Annotated in this window: 3 protein-coding genes; 2 read left to right on the top strand and 1 reads right to left on the bottom strand. The window is 66.0% G+C overall.

The window, feature by feature from the left end; translation table 11 throughout:
* Positions 1 to 134 precede the first annotated feature (134 nt).
* Positions 135 to 1,313, bottom strand: a complete 1,179-nt coding sequence (gene hmpA, locus ACI7M0_RS04105) for an NO-inducible flavohemoprotein (protein ID WP_019750481.1) — start codon at positions 1,311 to 1,313, stop codon at positions 135 to 137.
* A gap of 154 nt (positions 1,314 to 1,467) precedes the next feature.
* Here hmpA and norR point away from each other — a divergent pair, with 154 nt between their 5' ends.
* Together norR and ACI7M0_RS04095 are read left to right on the top strand one after the other, a co-directional pair.
* Positions 1,468 to 3,024: a nitric oxide reductase transcriptional regulator NorR gene (gene norR / locus ACI7M0_RS04100; protein ID WP_129934029.1), complete on the top strand. Its 1,557-nt coding sequence runs from the start codon at positions 1,468 to 1,470 to the stop codon at positions 3,022 to 3,024.
* Between the two features lie 190 nt (positions 3,025 to 3,214).
* The gene (locus ACI7M0_RS04095) at positions 3,215 to 23,434 is read left to right on the top strand and encodes a BapA/Bap/LapF family large adhesin (RefSeq protein ID WP_405314548.1); all 20,220 of its coding nucleotides are present in this window, start codon (positions 3,215 to 3,217) and stop codon (positions 23,432 to 23,434) included.
* Positions 23,435 to 23,445 lie beyond the last annotated feature (11 nt).

Raw genomic sequence — 23,445 nt, 5'->3', positions numbered from 1 at the left:
TCGAACACCACCGTGGCACTGTGATGCCTCGGCGGGGGCGAGTCCATCGATTACAGAGACGGCACCACATTCAAGATCGGTGCAATACCTGTGGGAGCGGGCTTGCCCGCGAAGAGGCCGGCACAGGCGCTACATCACTCCAGCGCTGCCGCCGGCCCGAAGAACTCGTAGCGGCTCTGCTGCTCGGGCACACCCAGGCCCTTCAGCTGGCGCTTGACCGCCGCCATGAAGCCCTTGGGCCCAAGGAAGTAGGCATCCACGTCACGCTCCTGCGGCAGCCACTCGGCGAGCAGGTCTTCACTCAGCAAACCCACGGCATCGGCCGCAGCGCCACCTTCCGGCTCGGCATAGCAGTAGAAGCGCTTGAGCTGTGGATGACGCGCCGCCAGGCCATCGATCCAGTCCCGGAAGGCATGCACCGCGCCGTTACGCGCACAGTGGATGAAATGCACCTCGCGCCGGGTTTGCAGTGCTGCCTGCAGCATCGCCAGGGTCGGGGTAATGCCCACCCCTCCGCTGATCAGCACCAGCGGCTTGTCGCTGGCTGCCAGGGTGAAGTCACCCGCAGGCGGGAACAGTTGCAGGGTATCGCCCACCACCAGCTCATCGTGCAGGTAGTTGGAGACCTTGCCGCCCGCCTCGCGCTTGACGCTAATGCGGTATTCCTTGCCGTCGCACAGCGCCGACAGGGAATAGTTGCGGCGCTGCTCGGCACCGTCAATGTCCAGTTTCAGACCGATGTACTGGCCAGGTTCTGCCTTGAGCACCGGCATGCCATCAACCGGGGCGAAGTAGAACGAAACGATCTCGCTGCTTTCCTGCTCGCGGCGTACCAGGCGGAATTCACGGGTACCGCGCCAGCCACCCTCGGCCTCTTCCTTCTCTTTATAGAGGTTTTCTTCAGCGCCAATCAGAATGTCGGCCAGCTGGCCATAGGCCGCGCCCCAGGCGTCGATCACCGCAGGGGTGGCAATGTCCTTGCCCAGCACTTCCTCGATGGCGCGCAGCAGGCAGCTTCCGACAATCGGGTAGTGCTCCGGCAGAATCTGCAGGGCAACATGCTTGTTGATGATCTGCCCGACCAGGCCGCCCAGTTGCTCCAGCTGGTCGATATGGCGGGCATACATCAACACGCCGTTAGCCAGCGCACGCGGCTGATCGCCACTGGCCTGGTGGGCCTGGTTGAACAGCGGCCGTACCTCGGGGTACTCGCTGAGCATCATTTTGTAGAAGTGGGTGGTCAGCGCTTCGCCGCCGCTTTCCAGCAGAGGTACAGTGGCCTTGATGATTGCACGTTGTTCGGCATTGAGCATTGCAACAACTCCTGAGCCTATGGCTTCAAATGACTGCCCCTGCCATTACAGCAATCGTGCCAACTTTTATCGCCAGCAAAATCAGGGGTTTGATGCAGGTCATGTCAAAACGACCCACCCCTGCGTATAGTCATATCGACCCACAGGAGTCCTTATGACTACAAAGCCACTGCTCACCACCCTGCTGCCTCTGGTCAGCGACCTGTCCCGCGATTTGCCCGACCAGGAACGCTACCGCCGCCTGTTGCAAGCCATGCGCGGCCTGCTGCCGTGCGATGCTGCAGCACTGCTGCGACTGGATGGTGAATGGCTGGTGCCGCTGGCAGTGGATGGCCTTAGCCCCGACACCCTCGGCCGGCGCTTTCGGGTCAGCGAGCACCCGCGTTTCCAGATACTGCTCAGCCGCCCGGAACCCACCCGTTTCGCCAGCGACTCCGAACTGCCCGACCCCTACGATGGTTTGGTCAATGCCCCCGATGCCGACCTTGAAGTGCACGACTGCATGGGCTGCCCCTTGATGGTCGATGAGCGCCCATGGGGCCTGGTCACCCTCGACGCCCTCACCCCCGGGCAGTTCCAGAGCCTGGAGCTGGATGCCCTGCAGGCCTTTGCCAGCCTGGCTGCCGCCACCGTTACCGTGGCCGAGCGTATCGAGCACCTGGCCCTGCGCGCCGAAGATGAACACCATCGCGCCGAGCTCTACCGCCAGGCCAGCGGCCAGGATAGAGAGCTGATTGGCCAGAGCGCCGCGCACAAACGCCTGGTGGAGGAAATTCGTCTGGTCGGCAGCAGCGACCTGACCGTGCTGATCACCGGCGAAACCGGGGTCGGCAAGGAGCTGGTGGCCCAGGCCCTGCACCGAGCCAATAGCCGCGCCGACAAGCCGCTGGTCAGCCTCAACTGCGCCGCCCTGCCCGACACCTTGGTGGAAAGCGAACTGTTCGGCCATGTGCGCGGCGCCTTCACCGGCGCGCATGGCGAGCGCCGCGGCAAGTTCGAACTGGCCAACGGCGGCACACTGTTCCTCGACGAAGTGGGCGAACTGCCGCTGACTGTCCAGGCCAAGCTGTTACGCGTGCTGCAAAGCGGCCAACTGCAACGCCTGGGTTCGGACCGCGAGCACCGGGTGGACGTGCGCCTGATCGCCGCGACCAACCGCGACCTGGCTGCCGAGGTGCGTACGGGCAACTTCCGCGCCGACTTCTATCACCGCCTCAGCGTATACCCGCTGCACGTGCCACCGTTGCGCGAACGTGGGCGTGACGTGCTGCTATTGGCGGGCTACTTCCTCGAACAGAACCGTTCACGGCTTGGCCTGAACAGCCTGCGCCTGAGCCATGAGGCCCAAGCCGCGTTGATCGCCTACGACTGGCCAGGCAATGTGCGCGAACTGGAACACCTGATCGGCCGCTCGGCACTCAAGGCGCTGGGCCAGCACCCTGATCGGCCACGTATCCTCACCCTCGAAGCCATCGACCTGGACCTGCGTGTGTCGGCAGCCACGCCAGGCACGCTGCCCTCCCCCGCTGCACCGCAGCAAGTAGTCGCCCCGCCTGAAGGCGGCTTGCGTGAAGCCGTCGATATTTACCAACGACAGGTGATCGAAGCCTGCCTGCAGCGGCATCAGGACAACTGGGCAGCAGCGGCCCGCGAACTCGGTCTGGACCGCGCAAACCTGAGCCGTTTGGCCCGCAGGCTTGGGCTTCGCTGAGGCTTTTCTACCAAAGGATTAACCCAGAAAGCCATCTGGTTGCTTCCCAACCGGCTGCTATATCTCCCTAACCACCCGTTTGTCGACTGCCTGGTCGAGGCTGTGCGTAAAACCCCTGACAGGGCTCTGTTACGCCGGTTATGTCCCGAACACTCGGGCCGGGGGATCCGGATATCAGCAGGGAGCATCCATGGACAACATCGTCGTCGCCGATAAGCAATCCGAAGTCGCCACTCAGAGCGCCTGGGGCAATATCAATCTCAAAGCACCCAGCGTCGTGCAGATACCGGTATCTCCAGACAAAGTGGCCACGGTCACCCAGCGCGGGCAGGACCTGATCGTCACCCTGAAGTCGGGGGAAAAGGTCACCATCGGTAACTTCTTCGCCGTGGACCAGGCCGGGGTCGGCAGCGATATGGTCTTCGTCGGCGAAGACGGCACCCTGTGGCATGCCCAGTACGATGCGGCAGCGTTCACCGGTTTCACCTTCGAAGAAGTGGCCTCGCTGGACGAACTGGTCGCAGGCATCGGTACTGCAGGCAGCGCCATGCCAACTTGGGCGATTGCCGGGCTCAGCCTGCTCGGCGTGGGCGGCGCAGCAGCAGCGGCGGACAATGGAGGCGGGGGCAGCAGCGGCGGTTCCGACCCCGACACCAGCGCACCGGCCACGCCAATCGACCTGCTGGTTTCACCGGATGGCCTGCGTCTGACCGGCCGTGGCGAAGCAGGCACCACGGTGAACATCCGCGACGCCGCCGGCAACCTGATCGGCAGCGGCACAGTGGGTGCCGACGGCATCTTCGAGGTGACGTTGAATGCGCCGCAGATCAACAGCGAAAACCTTGATGTCACCTTGACCGACGCCGCCGGCAATGTCTCGGCGCCTGGCACTGTCACTGCACCGGACGCAACTGCACCACTGGCACCGACCGACCTGGCGATCAATGAACAGGGCACCACCCTCACCGGTCGTGCCGAGCCCGGCTCGACGGTATCCGTACGAGGCGCAGGTGGCGTATTGCTGGGCACTGCGGTGGCCAGTGCGGACGGCCAGTTCAGCATCACCCTGCAACCGCCACAAAGCGACGGCCAGGCCCTGGAGGTCAGCGCTGCAGACGCGGCAGGCAATAGCTCGCCAGTTGCCAGCATCACGGCACCGGACGTCGACACCCCTGATACTACAGCCCCTGAACAACCGACCGACCTGGCCCTGGCCGATGGCGTCACCTTCACCGGTCGCGGTGAGCCTGGTGCTACCGTGCAGGTGCGCGACGCAGCCGGCAACCTGATTGGCACCGGTGTCGTCGGTGCCGACGGCCTGTTCAGCCTCACCCTGTCGCCTGCCCAGGCCAATGGTGAAGCACTCGATGTGCGTCTGGTGGATGCCGCCGGTAACAGCTCTACCCCATTGCAGTTCGATGCGCCGGACATTACCCCGCCCAATGCGGTGAACAACATTGCCGTCGGCGCTGACGGCCTGGCCCTGAGCGGTCGCGGCGAGCCCGGCGCCACCGTTGAAGTGCGCAATGCCAGTGGCACCGTGATCGGCACGGGTATTGTGGGAGCCAATGGCACTTTCATGATTGATCTTGATCCGGCGGCGCAGCCGGGCGAGCAGTTGAGCCTGGTGCAGACCGACACAAGCGGCAATGCGTCCGTGGCTACCGAGTACGACGTCCCACTGACCTCCGCGCCCAACAGCCCGAGCAATCTGGCCATCGATGCTGATGGCACCACCGTTACCGGTACCGCGCCGGCTGGCAGCCGTGTGGAAGTGCATGATGCCAACGGCACCCTGATTGGCAGTGCCATTGCCAACGCCGATGGCAGCTTCAGCATCGAACTGAATCCCGCACAAGCCAACGGCGAACTGCTGGACGTGGTCGCCATTGATGACGGCGGCGTTTCCTCGCTGCCTACCCAGATCACCGCACCGGATATCACCGCCCCAGCCGCACCGACCGAACTGGCCGTGGGCGCGGATGGCAGCGTTATCACCGGCCGTGCCGAACCGGGCAGCACCGTGCGCATCGTGGCTGCCGACGGCACTGAACTGGGCACTGCCGTGGTCGGCCCGACCGGCGTGTTCAGCCTCAACCTCAACCCACCACAAGTTGACGGCGAAGTGCTGCAGGCCACGGCGACCGATGCCGCTGGCAATACTTCCGTTGCCAGCTCGGTCACCGCCCCAGACATCGATGGCGGCGACACCACCCCGCCTGAAGCCCCGACCAATCTGGTGATCGGCCTTACCGGCAGCCAGCTCAGTGGTCGAGGCGAAGCCGGCTCTACCGTGCAGGTGAGTGACGCGGCCGGCAACATCCTAGCGACTGGCACCGTCGCTACAGATGGCACCTTCGTCATCGCCCTGGACCCTGCCGTCAACGACGGCAGCACCTTGCAAGTCACCCTCACCGACGCCGCCGGCAACGTATCCCAACCGGGCTCGGTCACCTCGGCTGACTTGGTGCCGCCCGCACAACCAACTGACCTGGCCTTGGCCGATGGCGTCACCTTCACTGGTCGCGGCGAGCCCGGTGCCACCGTGCAGGTACGCGATGCCGGCGGTGCTGTCATCGGTACTGGTGTCGTCGGTGCCGACGGCCTGTTCAGCCTCACCCTGTCGCCGGCCCAGGCCAATGGTGAAGCACTCGACGTGCGCTTGGTGGATGCTGACGGCAACACCTCTGCGCCGCTGCAATTCGATGCGCCGGATATCACCCCACCTGAAGCAGTAACCAATATTGCAGTTGGTGCTGACGGCCTGGCGCTGAGCGGTCGCGGCGAATCGGGTGCCACTGTCGAAGTGCGTGATGCCAATGGCACCGTGATCGGCACGGGTGTGGTCGGTGCCAACGGCACCTTCCTGATCGACCTGAATCCGGCCGCTCAGCCGGGCGAACAATTGAGCCTGGTGCAGACCGACCCAAGCGGCAACGCTTCCTCGGCACTGCAATTCGAAGTCCCGGTCACCACTGCGCCTGCCAGCCCCACCGACCTGGTGTTCGCCGAAGACGGCAGCAGCATCAGCGGTACCGCACCGGCCGGCACCCGTGTGGAAGTACATGACGCCAACGGCACGTTGATTGGCACTGTGGTGGCGGGCCCCGACGGCAGCTTCACCGTCACCGTCGACCCGCCTCAGGCCAACGGCGAACTGCTGGACGTGGTCGCCTTCGATGACGGCGGCGTTTCCTCGCTGCCCGCACAGATCACCGCCCCCGACATCACCGCCCCTGCCGCACCGAGCGAGCTGGTGATCAATGCCGACGGCAGCGTAGTCACCGGCCGCGCCGAACCGGGAAGCACCGTACGCGTGCTGGCCGCCGACGGCACCACTGTGCTAGGTAGCGTGCTAGTTGGTGCTACCGGCAGCTTCAGCATCACCCTCGACCCGCCACAGATAGACGGTGAAGTGCTGCAGGTGACGGCCACCGATGCGGCAGGCAACGCCTCCACCGCCAGTAACCTTACCGCGCCGGACATCGACGGCGGCGATACCACCCCGCCTGAAGCACCGACCAATCTGGTGATCGGCCTTGCCGGCAGCCAGCTCAGTGGTCGAGGCGAAGCCGGCTCTACCGTGCAGGTGCGTGACGCGGCCGGCAACATCCTCGCGACTGGCACCGTCGCTGCAGATGGCACCTTCACCGTCGCCCTGGACCCTGCCGTGAACGACGGCAGCACCTTGCAAGTCACCCTCACCGACGCCGCTGGCAACGTATCGCAACCGGGCTCGGTCACCTCGGCCGACTTGCTGCCGCCAGCACAACCGACTGACTTGGCCCTGGCCGATGGCGTCACCTTCACCGGTCGCGGCGAGCCCGGTGCTACCGTGCAGGTTCGCGATGCCGGCGGCGCTGTCATCGGTACTGGTGTCGTCGGTGCCGACGGTCTGTTCAGCCTCACCCTGTCGCCTGCCCAGGCCAACGGCGAAGCACTCGACGTACGCTTGGTGGATGCTGACGGCAACGCCTCGGCGTCACTGCAATTCGATGCCCCGGACATCACACCGCCCGATGCGGTCACCGATATCCTGATCGGCCCAGGTGGCACGGCTCTGAGCGGTCGCGGCGAGCCCGGCGCCACCGTCGAAGTTCGCGATGCCAATGGCACCGTGATCGGCACGGGTGTCGTGGGTGCCAACGGCACCTTCCTGATCGACCTCGCCCCAGCCGCTCAGCCGGGCGAGCAGTTGAGCCTGGTACAGACCGACCCAAGCGGCAATGCTTCGGTGGCTACTGAGTACGACGTACCGCTGACCACTGCGCCCGATAGCCCGAGCAATCTGGCCATCGATGCTGATGGCACTACCCTTACCGGTACCGCGCCGGCCGGCAGCCGTGTGGAAGTGCATGATGCCAACGGCACGTTGATTGGCAGTGCCATTGCCAGCGCCGATGGCAGCTTCAGCATCGAACTGAATCCCGCACAAGCCAACGGCGAACTGCTGGACGTGGTCGCCATCGATGACGGCGGCATTTCCTCGCTGCCCGCCCAGATCACCGCGCCCGACATCACCGCCCCTGCCGCACCGACCGAACTGGCCGTGAGCGCGGACGGCAGCGTTATCACCGGCCGTGCCGAACCGGGCAGCACCGTGCGCATCGTGGCTGCCGACGGCACCGAACTGGGCACTGTCGTGGTCGGCCCGACCGGCGCGTTCAGCCTCAACCTCAACCCGCCACAGGTTGACGGCGAAGTGCTACAGGCCACCGCGACCGATGCCACTGGCAACACATCGCCAAGCAGCGCAGTCACCGCACCGGATGTCGACGGGGTCGATACCACGCCACCGGCAGCCCCGACTGACTTGGTGATCGGCCTTGCCGGTAGCCAACTCAGTGGTCGAGGCGAAGCCGGCTCTACCGTGCAGGTGCGTGACGCGGCCGGCAACATCCTTGCGACCGGCACCGTCGCCGCGGATGGCACCTTCGCCATCGCCCTGGACCCTGCCGTGAACGACGGCAGCACCTTGCAAGTCACCCTCACCGATGCCGCCGGCAACGTATCGCAACCGGGCTCGGTCACCTCGGCCGACTTGCTGCCGCCAGCACAACCGACTGACTTGGCCCTGGCCGATGGCGTCACCTTCACCGGTCGTGGTGAACCCGGCGCTACAGTGCAGGTACGCGATGCAGCCGGCAACCTGATTGGCACCGGTGTCGTCGGTGCCGACGGCCTGTTCAGCATCACCCTGTCGCCTGCCCAGGCCAATGGCGAAGCTCTCGACGTACGCTTGGTGGATGCTGACGGCAACGCCTCGGCGTCACTGCAATTCGATGCCCCGGACATCACACCGCCCGATGCGGTCACCGATATCCTGATCGGCCCAGATGGCACGGCTCTGAGCGGTCGCGGCGAGCCAGGTGCCACTGTGGAAGTACGCGATGCCAATGGCACTGTGATCGGCACGGGTGTCGTGGGTGCCAACGGCACCTTCCTGATCGATCTGGATCCGGCGGCGCAGCCGGGCGAGCAGTTGAGCCTGGTACAGACCGACCCAAGCGGCAATGCTTCAGTGGCTACTGAGTACGACGTACCGCTGACCACTGCGCCCGATAGCCCGAGCAATCTGGCCATCGATGCTGGTGGCACTACCCTCACCGGTACCGCACCGGCCGGCACCCGTGTGGAGGTACATGACGCCAACGGCACGCTGGTTGGCACTGTGGTGGCTGGCCCCGACGGCAGCTTCACCGTCACCCTCGACCCGCCTCAGGCCAACGGCGAACTGCTGGACGTGGTCGCCATCGATGACGGCGGCGTTTCCTCGCTGCCTACCCAGATCACCGCACCGGATATCACCGCCCCAGCCGCACCGACCGAACTGGCCGTGGGCGCGGATGGCAGCGTTATCACCGGCCGTGCCGAACCGGGCAGCACCGTGCGCATCGTGGCTGCCGACGGCACTGAACTGGGCACTGCCGTGGTCGGCCCGACCGGCGTGTTCAGCCTCAACCTCAACCCACCACAAGTTGACGGCGAAGTGCTGCAGGCCACGGCGACCGATGCCGCTGGCAATACTTCCGTTGCCAGCTCGGTCACCGCCCCAGACATCGATGGCGGCGACACCACCCCGCCTGAAGCCCCGACCAATCTGGTGATCGGCCTTACCGGCAGCCAGCTCAGTGGTCGAGGCGAAGCCGGCTCTACCGTGCAGGTGAGTGACGCGGCCGGCAACATCCTAGCGACTGGCACCGTCGCTACAGATGGCACCTTCGTCATCGCCCTGGACCCTGCCGTCAACGACGGCAGCACCTTGCAAGTCACCCTCACCGACGCCGCCGGCAACGTATCCCAACCGGGCTCGGTCACCTCGGCTGACTTGGTGCCGCCCGCACAACCAACTGACCTGGCCTTGGCCGATGGCGTCACCTTCACTGGTCGCGGCGAGCCCGGTGCCACCGTGCAGGTACGCGATGCCGGCGGTGCTGTCATCGGTACTGGTGTCGTCGGTGCCGACGGCCTGTTCAGCCTCACCCTGTCGCCGGCCCAGGCCAATGGTGAAGCACTCGACGTGCGCTTGGTGGATGCTGACGGCAACACCTCTGCGCCGCTGCAATTCGATGCGCCGGATATCACCCCACCTGAAGCAGTAACCAATATTGCAGTTGGTGCTGACGGCCTGGCGCTGAGCGGTCGCGGCGAATCGGGTGCCACTGTCGAAGTGCGCGATGCCAATGGCACTGTGATCGGCACGGGTGTCGTGGGTGCCAACGGCACCTTCCTGATCGATCTGGATCCGGCGGCGCAGCCGGGCGAGCAGTTGAGCCTGGTGCAGACCGATCCAAGCGGCAATGCTTCCGTGGCCACCGAGTACGACGTACCGCTGACCACCGCGCCCGACAGCCCGATCAATCTGGCCATCGATGCTGATGGCACCACCCTCACCGGTACCGCGCCGGCCGGCACCCGTGTGGAAGTACATGACGCCAACGGCACCCTGATTGGCACTGTGGTGGCTGACCCCGACGGCAGCTTCACCGTCACCCTCGACCCGCCTCAGGCCAACGGTGAACTGCTGGACGTGGTCGCCATCGATGACGGCGGCGTTTCCTCGCTGCCCGCACAGATCACCGCACCGGATATCACCGCCCCTGCCGCACCGGCCGAACTGGTGATCAATGCCGACGGCAGCGTGGTCACCGGCCGCGCCGAACCGGGCAGCACCGTACGCGTGCTGGCCGCCGACGGCACCACTGTGCTAGGTAGCGTGGTAGTTGGCGCTACCGGCAGCTTCAGCATCACCCTCGACCCGCCACAGATAGACGGCGAGGTGCTTCAGGTCACGGCCACCGATGCGGCAGGCAACCCCTCCACCGCCAGCAACCTTACCGCGCCGGACATCGACGGCAGCGACACAACGCCACCGGAAGCCCCGACCAACCTGGTGATCAACCCTGCCGGCAGCCAGCTGACCGGTCGCGGTGAAGCCGGTGCCAGCCTTCAGGTGCGCGATGGCGCAGGCACCGTAGTTGCCACGGGCACGGTCAATCCGGATGGCACCTTCGCCATCACCTTGAACCCGGCCATCACCGATGGCAGTACCCTGCAAGTGACCCTGACCGACGCTGCCGGCAATGTCTCGCAACCCGGTTCGGTCGCCACGCCGGACCTGCTGGCCCCCGCGCAGCCAACCGAGCTGGCCTTGATCGATGGTGTGACCTTCACCGGCCGCGGCGAGCCCGGAGCCACCGTACAGGTGCGCGATGCCACCGGCAGCCTGATCGGCACAGGCCTGGTCAACGAAGACGGCACCTTCAGCGTCACGCTGTTCCCCGCCCAGGCCAATGGTGAAGCACTGGACATTCGCGTGGTGGACACCTCCGGCAATAGTTCGACGCCGCTGGCGTTCACTGCACCGGACATCACGCCGCCAGCTACTGTCAGCAACATCGTGGTCGGCGCCGATGGCCTGGTGCTCAGTGGCCGGGGCGAAGCGGGTGCTACCGTACAAGTACGTGATGCCAACGGCACTGTCATCGGTACCGGCACCGTCGGCGCCAACGGCACCTTCGAGGTCGACCTGGACCCGGCTGCCCAGCCGGGCGCTCAGTTGAGCCTGGTGCAAACCGATGCGAGCGGCAACGCCTCCGAGGCCCTGCGATATGAAGTTCCGGTAACCACCGCGCCCGCGAGCCCCAGCGACCTGGTGGTGGCTGAGAACGGTGTCAGCATCAGCGGTACAGCCCCGGCGGGCAGCCGTGTGGAAGTACACGACGCCAACGGCTCACTGGTCGGCAGTGTGGTGGTAGATGCCGATGGCACCTTCACCGTCATCCTCAACCCGGCCCAGGCCAACGGCGAATTGCTGGACGTGGTCGCCATCGACGGCAGCGGTGCTACATCGCTACCCGTGCAGGTCACCGCACCGGATATCACCCCACCGGTCACCCCGGGCGAGCTGGCGATCAGTGCCAACGGCAGCGAGGTCACCGGCCGCGCCGAAGTGGGCAGCACCGTGCGGGTGGTGGCCGCCGATGGCACCACCGTGCTGGGTAGTGGGGTGGTCGACGCCACTGGCAGCTTCAGCATCACCCTCGACCCGCCACAGGTAAACGGCGAGGTACTGCAAGTCACCGCCACTGACGCCGCCGGCAACACCTCCACGGCCGGCGACATCACCGCGCCGGACATCGACGGCGGCGACACCACACCACCGGATGCCGCGACCAACCTGGTAGTCAGCCTGGCCGGCGCCCAGCTCAATGGCCGCGGCGAAGCCGGGGCCAGCGTGCAGGTGCGCGATGCCCAGGGCAATGTACTGGCCAGCGGCTCGGTCAACCCGGACGGCACCTTCCAGATCACCCTCGACCCACCGGTGAAAGATGGCAGCAACCTGCAAGTGGTGCTGACCGATGCCAGCGGCAATGCTTCGGCCCCGGCGTCAGTGGTTACCCCGGACTTGCAGGCCCCGGCTCAACCGACCGGCGTGGCCTTGGCCGACGGCGTGACCCTGAGCGGCAACGGCGAACCGGGCGCTACCGTGCAGGTACGCGATGCCTTGGGCAACTTGCTCGGCACTGGCCTGGTCCCTGAAACCGGCAGTTTCAGCATCACCCTGTCGCCGGCCCAGGCCAATGGCGAAATCCTCGACATCCGTCTGATCGATGCTGCCGGCAATGTCTCTTCACCCCTGCAGTTCGAGGCTCCGGACATCACCGCGCCTGCCGTAGTCAGCAACATCGTCGTCGGCGCCGACGGCCTGACCTTGAGCGGTCGCGGCGAAGCCGGTGCTACCGTCGAGGTGCGCGATGCCAATGGCACGCTGGTCGGTACCGGCACAGTGACCGCGAACGGTACTTTCCTGATCGACCTCGATCCGGCTGCACTGCCGGGTGAACGCCTGAGCCTGGTACAGACCGACCCGAGCGGCAACGCCTCTGAAGCGCTGACCTACGACGTGCCACTGGTGGTCACCCCGACCAGCCCGAGCGAACTGGTTGTCGCTGCCGATGGCAGCAGCATCAGCGGTTCTGCTCCTGCTGGTAGCCGCGTGGAAGTGCATGATGCCAACGGCACGCTGGTCGGTAGCATCGTGGTGGGTGCCGAGGGCACCTTCACCGTGGTGCTTACACCGGCCCAGGCCAATGGCGAGTTGCTGGACGTGGTGGCGATCGACAACAACGGCACCTCGTCGTTGCCGGTGCAGGTCGCCGCACCAGACATCACCGCGCCTGCGGCGCCAAGCGATCTGGCAATCAGTGGCGACGGTACCGTTGTCAGCGGCCGCGCCGAAGCAGGCAGCACCGTCCGTGTGCTGGCCGCCGATGGCACCACTGTACTGGGCAGTGTCGTGGTGGGGGCCAGCGGCGCCTTCAGCATCGGCCTCACCCCGCCACAAGTGGCAGGCGAGCAGTTGCAGGTGACGGCCACCGATGTCGCAGGCAACGCCTCCACGGCCGGCAGCGTCACCGCACCGATCGTGGACAACGGCGGCGACACCACACCGCCGGAACCCGCTACCGAGCTGGCCATCAGTAACGATGGCCGCACAGTCTCCGGGCGCGGCGAAGCGGGCGCCACCGTGGAGGTGCGCAACGATCAGGGGCAAGTGCTGGTGAGCGGCACCGTTCAGCCCGATGGCAGCTTCAATGTGCAACTGCCAACCCCGGTGGTGGATGGCTCGTCCCTGCAAGTGACCCTGACCGACGCCGCCGGCAACGTCTCTACACCTAGCCCGCTGACGGCGCCCGACCAGGTAGCACCGCTGCAACCAACCGACCTGGTGCTGAGCAATGGCGACAGCCTGGCCGGTACTGCAGAAGGTGGCGCACGAGTAGAGGTCAAAGATGCCTCAGGCAACCTGATCGGCAGCGCCATTGCCGAGCCGGATGGCAGTTTCAGCCTGACCCTCGACCCGCCACAGGCCAATGGCGAGACCCTGTCCATCACCGTGACCGATGCGGCAGGCAACACTTCGGTGCCGCTGAGCTACGTGGCCCCGGACATCACCGCGCCAGCGATCGTCGCCGACGTGGTGGCAAGCGATGGCAGCCTGGCCGTGTCTGGCCGTGGCGAGCCCGGTGCCACAGTGGAAGTGCGTGATGCCCAGGGCGCAGTCATCGGTACTGGCACCGTGGCGCCAAATGGCACCTTCGTGATTGACCTGGAGGCACCGCTGGCCGCAGGTGAGAACCTCGTGCTGGTGCAGACCGATGCCGCCGGCAATACCTCGGCAGGGGTCAGCGTGACCGTTGCCGATACACCGCTGCCCGAAAGCCCGAGCGGCGTGGTGGTGGCCGGTGACGGCTCCAGCGTTTCCGGTACCGCACCGGCAGATACGCAGGTGCAAGTGCGTGACGCACAGGGCAATGTCCTGGGCAGCGCCCAGGCCGGTCCGGATGGCAGCTTCACCGTCGGCCTGACCCCGGCCCAGGCCAACGGCGAGACCCTGGATGTCGTGGCGGTTGACGGCGCTGGCAACAGTTCGCTGCCTACCCAGATCACCGCCCCCGATATCACCCCGCCCAATGAAGCCAGCGAACTGCAACTGAGTGCCGATGGCAGCCTGCTCACCGGTCGCGGCGAACCGGGCACCACCGTGCAGGTCATCAGCGCCGGCGGCACCGTGCTGGGCAACGCCCAGGTCGGTGCCGACGGTGTGATCAGCGTGGTCCTGAACCCAGCGCAGACCGACGGCCAGGAACTGGACGTGGTCCTGCGCGACCCCGCTGGCAACACCTCGACCGCCACCCTCGTCGCGCCCGATACCGACGGTCCGCTGCAACCCTCCGGGCTGGCCATCGATACCGCTGGCATCCACCTTACCGGCCAGGGCCAAAGCGGCTCCATCGTCACCGTGCGTGACGCCGACGGCAATGTGCTGGGCACTGCCACCGTGGGCGGCGACGGCCGTTTCGACGTCACACTCGACGCGCCACAGCGCAATGGCGAAAGCCTGACCGTCGAAGCGACCGACAACCTGGGCAATAGCGCAGGGCCGGTGGACTTCACCGCCCCCGACTCTACCCCACCGCAAGTGGTCACCAACCCGGCCATCGACGGCACCGGTACCACGATCACCGGCAACGGCGAACCGGGCGCCACCGTGACCGTGCGCGGGCCGGATGGCAGCGTGCTGGGCAGCACGGTGGTCGGCGCGGGTGGCGCTTTCGAAATTACCCTCGACGAGCCGCAAACCAACGGCCAGGCACTGACCGTGGAGCAACGCGACGCGGCCGGCAACCTGTCGGCGGAGGTCGATTTGTCGGCACCGGATACCCAGGCACCCGATAGCCCCACCGGGCTGGTCCTGGCCGGCGACGGCAGCAGCCTGAGCGGCAGCGGTGAGCCGGGTGCGCAGGTGACCGTGACCGGCACTGGCGGCACAGTACTGGGCACCGCAACGGTCCAGCCCGATGGCACCTTCCAGGTGGCCATCGACCCGCCACAGCTCAATGGCCAGACGCTGTCTGTCACTCAGGCGGACAATAGCGGCAACGGCTCGCCCGCTGGCACTGTGATCGCACCTGACTTCGAGGCACCGCTGCCGGCGCAAGGGCTGGGCCTTGATCCTACTGGCACACTGCTCAGCGGGCAGGGCGAGGCAGGCAGCACCGTAGAGGTACGCGATGCTGCGGGCAACCTGCTAGGCACCATCCCGGTGAATGCTGACGGGACGTTCGAAGTGGCACTCTCCCCGGCCCAGACCAACGGCGAAGTGCTGTCGGTGGTGCTGATCGATGGCGGCGGCAATGCCTCGCCGTCGGCCACGTTCACCGCTGACGACAGCACCGCGCCAGCTGCGCCTGCCGGCCTCACGATCACCCCGGGCGGCAGTGCCATCCAGGGTACCGGTGAAGCTGGCTCCACGGTGGAAGTGAAGCTTGCCGACGGCACGTTGGTTGGCACGGTCGTTGTGCCCGCAGGCGGCAGCTTCACAGTCCCACTATCGCCCGCCCAGTTGGACGGCCAGGCCCTGGATGTGACGCTGACAGATGCGGCCGGCAATATTTCGCAGCCCAGCCAGATCCTTGCGCCTGACATCACGCCACCAGCGCTGCCTACCGACGTTGCAGTCAACGGCGATGGCACGGCTGTGACCGGTAATGCACCTGGCGCCAGTTCAGTGACCGTGAGCGATGGGGCCGGCAATGTGATCACCGTTGCGGTCAACCCGGATGGCAGTTTCAGCGTGCCGCTGGATACACCGCAGAACAACGGCCAGACCGTAACCGTGGTAGTGACCGACGCAGCCGGCAACGACTCCGCGCCGGTCTCCGTCACCGCTCCGGACACGACCAACCCAGAACCGGCGACCGGGCTTACCGTAAGCCCGGACGGCAGCTCGGTCGGCGGCACAGCCGAGCCTGGCAGCACAGTGGAAGTCCGCAACCCGGATGACACCGTGCGCGGCACTGTAACTGCAGGGCCGGACGGCACCTTCGTGATACCTGTCGACCCACCGCTGGGATCAGGCGAAACCGTCGATGTGGTGGTGATCGACCCTGCCGGCAACGAATCTCCTGAAATACCACTGACTGGCCCGACCGGTACCGAAGTGGCCACGCCTTCAGCCCTTGCCATCAGCGCCGACGGTTTCCTGCTGACCGGCCAAGGTACGGTCGGCTCGCTGATTACCGTGACCTCCGGTGGCACCACGCTGGGTAGCGCCACGGTCGGCAGCGACGGCACCTTCCGTGTGTTCTTCCAGAACGCCCAGCTCAACGCCCAGATCTTGCAGGTCAGTGCCAAGGCTACCGTCGACAGCCAGCCTTCGGTGCCGGCCATTATCGTGGCCAATGACACCACGGCACCGGACGCGCCGACACAGGTAAACCTCAACGCCACCGGCAGTACGCTGACCGGCCAAGGCGAGGTGGGTGCAACCGTGCGCGTGACAGACGTACAAGGCACCTTGCTGGGGACTGCAACCGTCGACAGCAATGGCCTGTTCAGCGTCAGCTTCTCGCCGGCCGTGGCCAATGGGCAAAACCTGATCGTCACCCAGGCTGATGCTGCAGGCAATGTTTCGCTCGCGGCCACCCTGCAAGCGCCTGACCTGCAGGCACCGCTGGCAGCCAGCAACCTCAGCCTCAACAGCGCAGCCACCGTGCTCAGCGGCCAGGGCGAAGCCGGCGCCAGCGTCACCGTGCGCGACGCCAGCGGCGCCATCCTGGCCACTGGCACCGTCAACCAGAGCGGCCAGTTCCAGATCACCCTGCCCAGCGCGCAGGTCACCGGCAGCCCGCTACAGGTCACCCTCAGTGATGCCGCGGGCAATGTGTCCGGCCCGGCCAGCCTGGCCACGCCAGACCACACGCCGCCAGCGGCCATCAGTAACCCGGTGTTGAGCCAGGACGGCCGGCAGCTTTCCGGCAGCGGTGAAGCGGGCGCCACGGTACAGGTACGCAACGCCGCCGGTGCCTTGCTCGGCACCGCCACGGTGGGCGTCGACGGTCGCTTCACGGTGACCTTCGACACGCCGCAAGCCAACGGCCAGGTCATCGGCGTGACGCAAATGGATGCCGCCAGCAATACCTCGCCGGCGATCAACGTGACAACCCCGGACCTGACCCCACCCGCACCGCTGACCAACGTGGTGCTGAACAACAACGGCCTGACCCTGACCGGCCTGGGCGAAGCCGGTGCCACGGTCACCGTTCACGGCCCGGACGGGACCATCATCGGCACCGGCCTGGTGGCGGCCAATGGCAGCTTTACCCTCACCCTGAACAGCGCCCAGCTCAACGCCCAGCTCCTGAGCGTTACGCAGACCGACGCGGGCAACAACACCTCCAACGCCGTGGCGGTCACCGCGCCGGACTTCACCCCGCCTACGGCACCGACAGCACTCGCGCTGTCCGGTACCGGGCTGCAACTGACCGGTAACGCCGAAGCCGGCAGCACCGTGACCGTGCGCGATGCCAGCGGCAACGTGCTGGGCACAGCGGTAGCCGGTGGCAACGGCACCTTCCAGGTCACCCTGAACAGTGCCCAGACCAATGGCCAGACGCTGCAGGTGACCGCCACCGACGCAGCCGGCAACGTGTCGCCGGCCGCACCTTACACTGCAGCGGACACCACGCCGCCGGCCGCCGTGGCCAACCTGGCTGTCTCCGCCAATGGCGCCACCCTGACAGGCGATGGCGAAGCAGGCGCAACCGTGACCGTACGAGCACCGGACGGTACCGTGCTGGGCAACGCTACAGTGGCCGCCGACGGTCACTTCAGCGTGTCCCTGTCACCGGCAGCGATCACGGGTGAAAGCCTGAGCGTGGTACAGGCCGATGCCGCACAGAATGTCTCCCCTGCGCAAAACGTGACGGCGCCGGGCGCGCTGGCACCGGCCACGCCGGACAACCTGATACTGGCCGCCGACGGCCTGTCGGTGAGCGGCACCGCCGAGGCGGGCAGCACAATCAAGGTGTACGGCCCCAACGGCGTATTGCTGGGCAGCAGCCCGGTCACCAACGACGGCACGTTCACTGTCAATCTCGGCAGTGCACAGGCCAATGGCGAAGTGTTGCAGGTCAGCGCAACGGGCCCCGATGGCACCGTATCGCTGCCCGCTACCCTACAGGCACCGGACACCACGGCACCGCAACCACTGACCAACCTGGTGTTGTCCAACGACGGCCTGGTACTCAGTGGCCGCGGTGAAGCAGGTGCCACCGTTACCGTGCTTGGCGAAGGCGGTATCGAACTGGGCACTGCCGTGGTCGATGCCAATGGCGACTTCAACGTCGACCTGAGCGTCGCTCAAATCAACGGCGAACAGCTCAGCGCCAGCCAGTCCGATGTGGCCGGCAACGAGTCCAACAGCGTCAGCCTGACAGCCCCTGACCGCGTCGCGCCGGATGCTGCCGGCAACCTGGCCTTCGCCGGGGGTGGCAGCTTGCTGAACGGTACCGGCGAAGCGGGTGCCGCCGTGCGTGTGCTCGCCGCCGATGGTTCGGTGCTGGGCAGTGCAACGGTGCGCGCCGACGGTACCTTCCAGGTCAACCTCGCATCGCCGCAGGCCAACGGCCAACAGGTGCAAGTGGTACTGGCCGATGCGGCTGGCAACCAGTCTGCCGCCAGCGCCATCACCGCGCCCGATACCACACCGCCATCGGCACCCGGCGAACTGGCCGTTTCCGGTGATGGTGTCACCCTCACCGGCCGCGGCGAAGTGGGCGCGCTGGTGACCGTGACCAACCCGGCAGGCGAGGAAATCGGCAGCGCCACGGTCGATGCCAGTGGCCACTTCACCATCACGCTGAACCCGGCGCTGGGCAACGCCGAGCTACTCAGCTTCACCCAGGCCGATGCGGCCGGCAACGTGTCGGCAGTGGCAACTCTGCAAACCCCGGACTTCACCCCGCCCGACCCACTCACCCAAGTGGTGATCAACGCCGACGGCAGCGTGGTCAGCGGCCTGGGCGAGGCCGGCGCCACAGTAATCGTCAGTAATGCAGCCGGTACCGTACTGGGCACGGGTATCGTGCTTGCTGATGGCAGCTTCAGCGTCGAGCTGTCACCTGCACAAATCAACAGCCAGACACTGTCGGTGCTGCAGGCCGACCCACCCGGCAACGTCAGCCTGCCGGTCAACGTCCAGGCGCCGGACCTCACGCCGCCAGCTGCTGCAACAGAGCTGCGGCTCAATGCGGCAGGTGACGAGCTGAGCGGTATCGGCGAAGTGGGCGCCACCGTGCGCGTGTACGTCGGCACCACGCAGGTCGGTACCGGCACAGTGGGCGCCGACGGGACCTTCATCGTAGGGCTGGATGCAGCACAGCTCGATGGCCAGGTGCTGCAGGTCACCCTGACCGATGCAACCGGCAACATCTCGCCAATCAGTTCGGTCACGGCCGTGGACACCACACCACCGGCCACCGTGATCGCCAGCATCAACGACAGCGGTACCCAGGTGACCGGTACTGCCGAAGCCGGCACCCGCGTCACTGTGGTCAACAACAACGGCGACCTGCTGGGCCAGGTAACGGTGGAACCGGACGGCACCTTCGTCCTTGACCTGAACCTCCCGCAAATCAACGGCGAAACGCTCACCATCATCGCCCAGGACGCCACTGGCAACCCGTCGGTACCGCTGGCGGTGACTGCGCCAGACCTGACGCCACCGGTGCAGCCGACCGACCTGCTGCTCAACGCAGCCGGTACGTCGATGACGGGTACGGCCGAAGCCGGCAGCACCATCACGGTACGCGGCCCGGACAACAGCATCGTGGGCACGGTGGAAGTGGATGCGAACGGCCAGTTCACTGTGCCGATCAGCCCGGCACAGAACAACGGCCAGTTGCTGACGGTGGTGTCCACCGATGATGCCGGTAACGCTTCGGTGGCTGTCCCTTACCAGACCAACGACACCTCGCCACCCGACCTGGTGACCAACCTGGCGATCAACAACACCTTCAACGTGCTGACCGGCAAGGGCGAAGCCAATGCCACGGTCACCGTCAGCTTCGACGGAGACGTGATCGGTACTGGCGTGGTGGATGGCGCTGGCAACTTCCAGATAACACTGGTGCCAGCGGTGGGCTCGCTCGCCACCCTGGAAGTGACACAGTCCGACGGCATCAATACGTCTGCGGTCGCGACCTACCTCACACCGTTGATCGCACCACCCGTGCCGCCAACCGACGTGACCTTGGGCAGCGACGGCCTGACCCTGACAGGCAGTGCACCAAGCGGTGTGGACATTCGCGTGTACGATGCCGCAGGCAACCTGATCGGTACAGGCAGCGCAAACCTGAGCGGCACCTTCACTCTGACACTGGACGCAGCCCAGCTCAACGGCGAGCACATTTCGGTGACAGCGGTGGCACTGGTCGGCGGCGAATCACAGCCGACCTTCCTGCAAGCGGCTGACATCACGCCACCGGCCAACCCGGTGGTGACCAGCCTCTCTGTCAATGGCCTGGTGCTGAGCGGCACGGGTGAAGCCGGTGCAACGGTGACAGTGCGTGATGCCAGCGACAATGTGCTCGGCACGGCGGTGGTGAATGGCGGTGGCGTGTTCACCGTCAACCTGAACGCCGCGCAGCTCAACGGCCAGGTCCTGGGCGTGAGCCAGGCTGACGCTGCAGGCAATGCGTCCGGCAGCACAAGCTACACCGCCGCAGACCTGCAGCCACCCGCTGCCCCCACCAACGTCGCCATCAACGGCACCGGTACCGTGCTTACCGGTAGCGGTGAGGCGGGCGCTACCATTACCGTCCAAGGCCCGAACGGCCAGGTCGGTACCGGAGTGGTGCAGGCCAACGGCACCTTCAGCATTACCCTGACCTCGCCACAGAACGACGGGCAACTGCTGGTGGTACGCCAGGCCGATGCTGCCGGCAACCTGTCCGCCAGCACCAGCCTGACTGCGCCGGACACCACCCCGCCAGCCGCCCCGCTGGCCACCATCAACGCCAACGGCACCTCGGTCAGTGGTTCTGGCCAGATCGGCAGCACGGTCACCGTGCGCAACAGCGCCGGTACCGTACTGGGCACCGCAACGGTGGGTAGCAACGGCCTGTTCGTGGTCAGCCTGACTGCGGCGCAGATCGACAACCAGGCGCTCAGCGTCACCCTCACCGACAGCGCCGGTAACGTGTCCACAGGCACTGCGCTGACCGCACCGGACCTGACCCCGCCTGCGGCTGCCGGCAACCTGCTGTTCAGTGCCGACGGCAGTACCCTCACCGGTACGGGCGAAGTGGGTGCCACCGTAACCGTACGCAGCGCCGGCGGTACCGTGCTGCAAACCGCGACGGTGCAGGCGGACGGCACCTTCACCGTGACCCTGAGCCCGCCTCAGGACAACGGCCAGATCCTGTCTGTGACCCTCAGTGACCCGCGCGGCAACGTGTCGGGTAACGTCAACGTCACGGCACCGGATGTGGATGCCAACGCACCGGTCATCGCCAGCGACAACCTGGCCACGGCCACGGTCAACCTGGCAGCGGTCAGCGCCACGGAGACCTACACCGACAGCTTCACCACGCTGCTGTCGGGGTTCTCCAAGACCTACACCTGGACGGTGGCAGCAGGCACCACGGCCGACCCTACCCTCACACTGACCACCAACAGCGTGCTGGCACTGCTCAACAACACCAGCTTCACCCTGCAGGTGAAAGACGCCAGCGGCGCCTGGGTGACCATCGCCACCGGCAACACCCAAGGCCTGCTCGACCTGATCGTGCTGCCAATCGGCTTGCAGGTGGACATCGGCGTGCTGCAAGCCGGTGATTATCGACTGACCGTGGGCAGTGGCGGCATCGGCCTGATCACCGAAGTGAGCACCACGCTGGACATCGTCTCCACCAGCCTGACCCAATTCACCGGCACCGGCATTGCCACCTCCGGCAACGTCATTACCGACGTGGGCACCGATGGCGCGGTGGATGCCCGTGGCCCGGACAGCGCCGCCGTGTTGCAAGTGCTGAAAGACGGCAGCTACGTCTCGGCCGGGACCGCCACGACGGTTCAGGGCCAGTACGGCACCCTGGTGATCAGTGCGGACGGCAGCTATACCTACACGCCCAACGGCAGCCCGAACAGTGTCGGCAAGGTGGATGTGTTCAGCTACCAGTTGGTGCACCCGAACGGCCTGTCCGATACCGCCAACCTGTACGTGCGCATCGACAGCCCGCAAGCCACGGAAATCTGGAGCGACAGCAACTACGGTGCACCGGCCACGGTGGTCGACGCAGTCAACGACGTTGGTAGCAGCCAAGTCACCCTGGACAACCGCGTGGACACCAGCAGCAGTACGCTGGGCTCGCTGAACCTGCCACTGATTGGTACCCGTCAGGCCACCTACAGCACCACGGTTGCCGCCGACACCACGGCCGACCTGCAGGTGGTGGTCAACTCCGCCAACCTGTTGAGCCTGCTCAACGGCACCACCATCGAGCTGCTCAAGCTCAACCCGGCCACCGGCCAGTACGTTCTGGTGCAGTCGGTACCGGGTGGTTCGCTGATCAGCGTGCTGGGGGGTGGCGCCGGGTATACCTTCGAGAACCAGGGCGCCGGTACCTACCAAGTCCGTGTCACCGCCGGCGGCATTGGCTTGCTCAGCTCCATCACCACCAGCCTGAACACCACCACAACGTACCTGACCGAGTTCGTGGTCAGTGGCGCGACAGCCGCCACCGGCAACCTGCTGACTGACGACAACATCGGTTCGGCCTTGACCGTGCTGAGCGTGCTGACAGCGGCCAACACCTACACCATCCCGGGCTACAACGGGGTAAGCGTGGCCGGTACCTACGGCACGTTGCTGGTGCATGCCGACGGCAGCTACACCTACACCCTCAACGCGGGGCTCACCTCGGCGGTGGTCGGTCAGCAAGACACCTTCACCTACGAGCTAAGCCACCCGAACGGCACCACCGACACCGCAACCCTGACCATCAACGTGGACGATGCTGCCGGCCTCACCGCGACCACATCGCTGCTGGCCGATACCGGCGACGAATCAGAGGCACTCGCCAGCCTGGCAGCGGCCACCGATGTGATCGCCGGCACCGACGGCAACGACCACCTCGATGGCAGCCAGGGTGGCCACATCACCCTGCAGGGTGGTGCGGGTGACGACACGCTGGTGGTGGTCGACCAGAACTTCGCCAGCGTCGACGGTGGCTCGGGAACCGACACCCTGCTGTGGGGCGGCGGTGATGCCAGCATCGATCTGGGCAACCTGGCCGGGCGCGTACACGACATCGAAATCCTCGACCTCAACGACACCAGTTCGGTGGCGCTCACCCTCAACCTGGCGGATGTGGTGGCCATCACCGAAACCGCTACCGACACACTGATCATCAAGGGGGACGACAAAGACTCGGTTCACATGACGGACAACTGGACGCTGGTCGGGAACCAAACTGCCGACGGCATCGACTATAACCAGTACACGGCCCAGGAGGATCCAAGCCATCACCTGTGGGTACAAAACGGTATCCATGTGGTTTGAGGCCGCTGCAA

The sequence above is a fragment of the Pseudomonas sp. 10(2024) genome, from assembly GCF_045164175.1.
Classification (GTDB): Bacteria; Pseudomonadota; Gammaproteobacteria; order Pseudomonadales; family Pseudomonadaceae; genus Aquipseudomonas; species Aquipseudomonas alloputida.
This window is presented reverse-complemented; position numbering and strand designations above follow the sequence as displayed.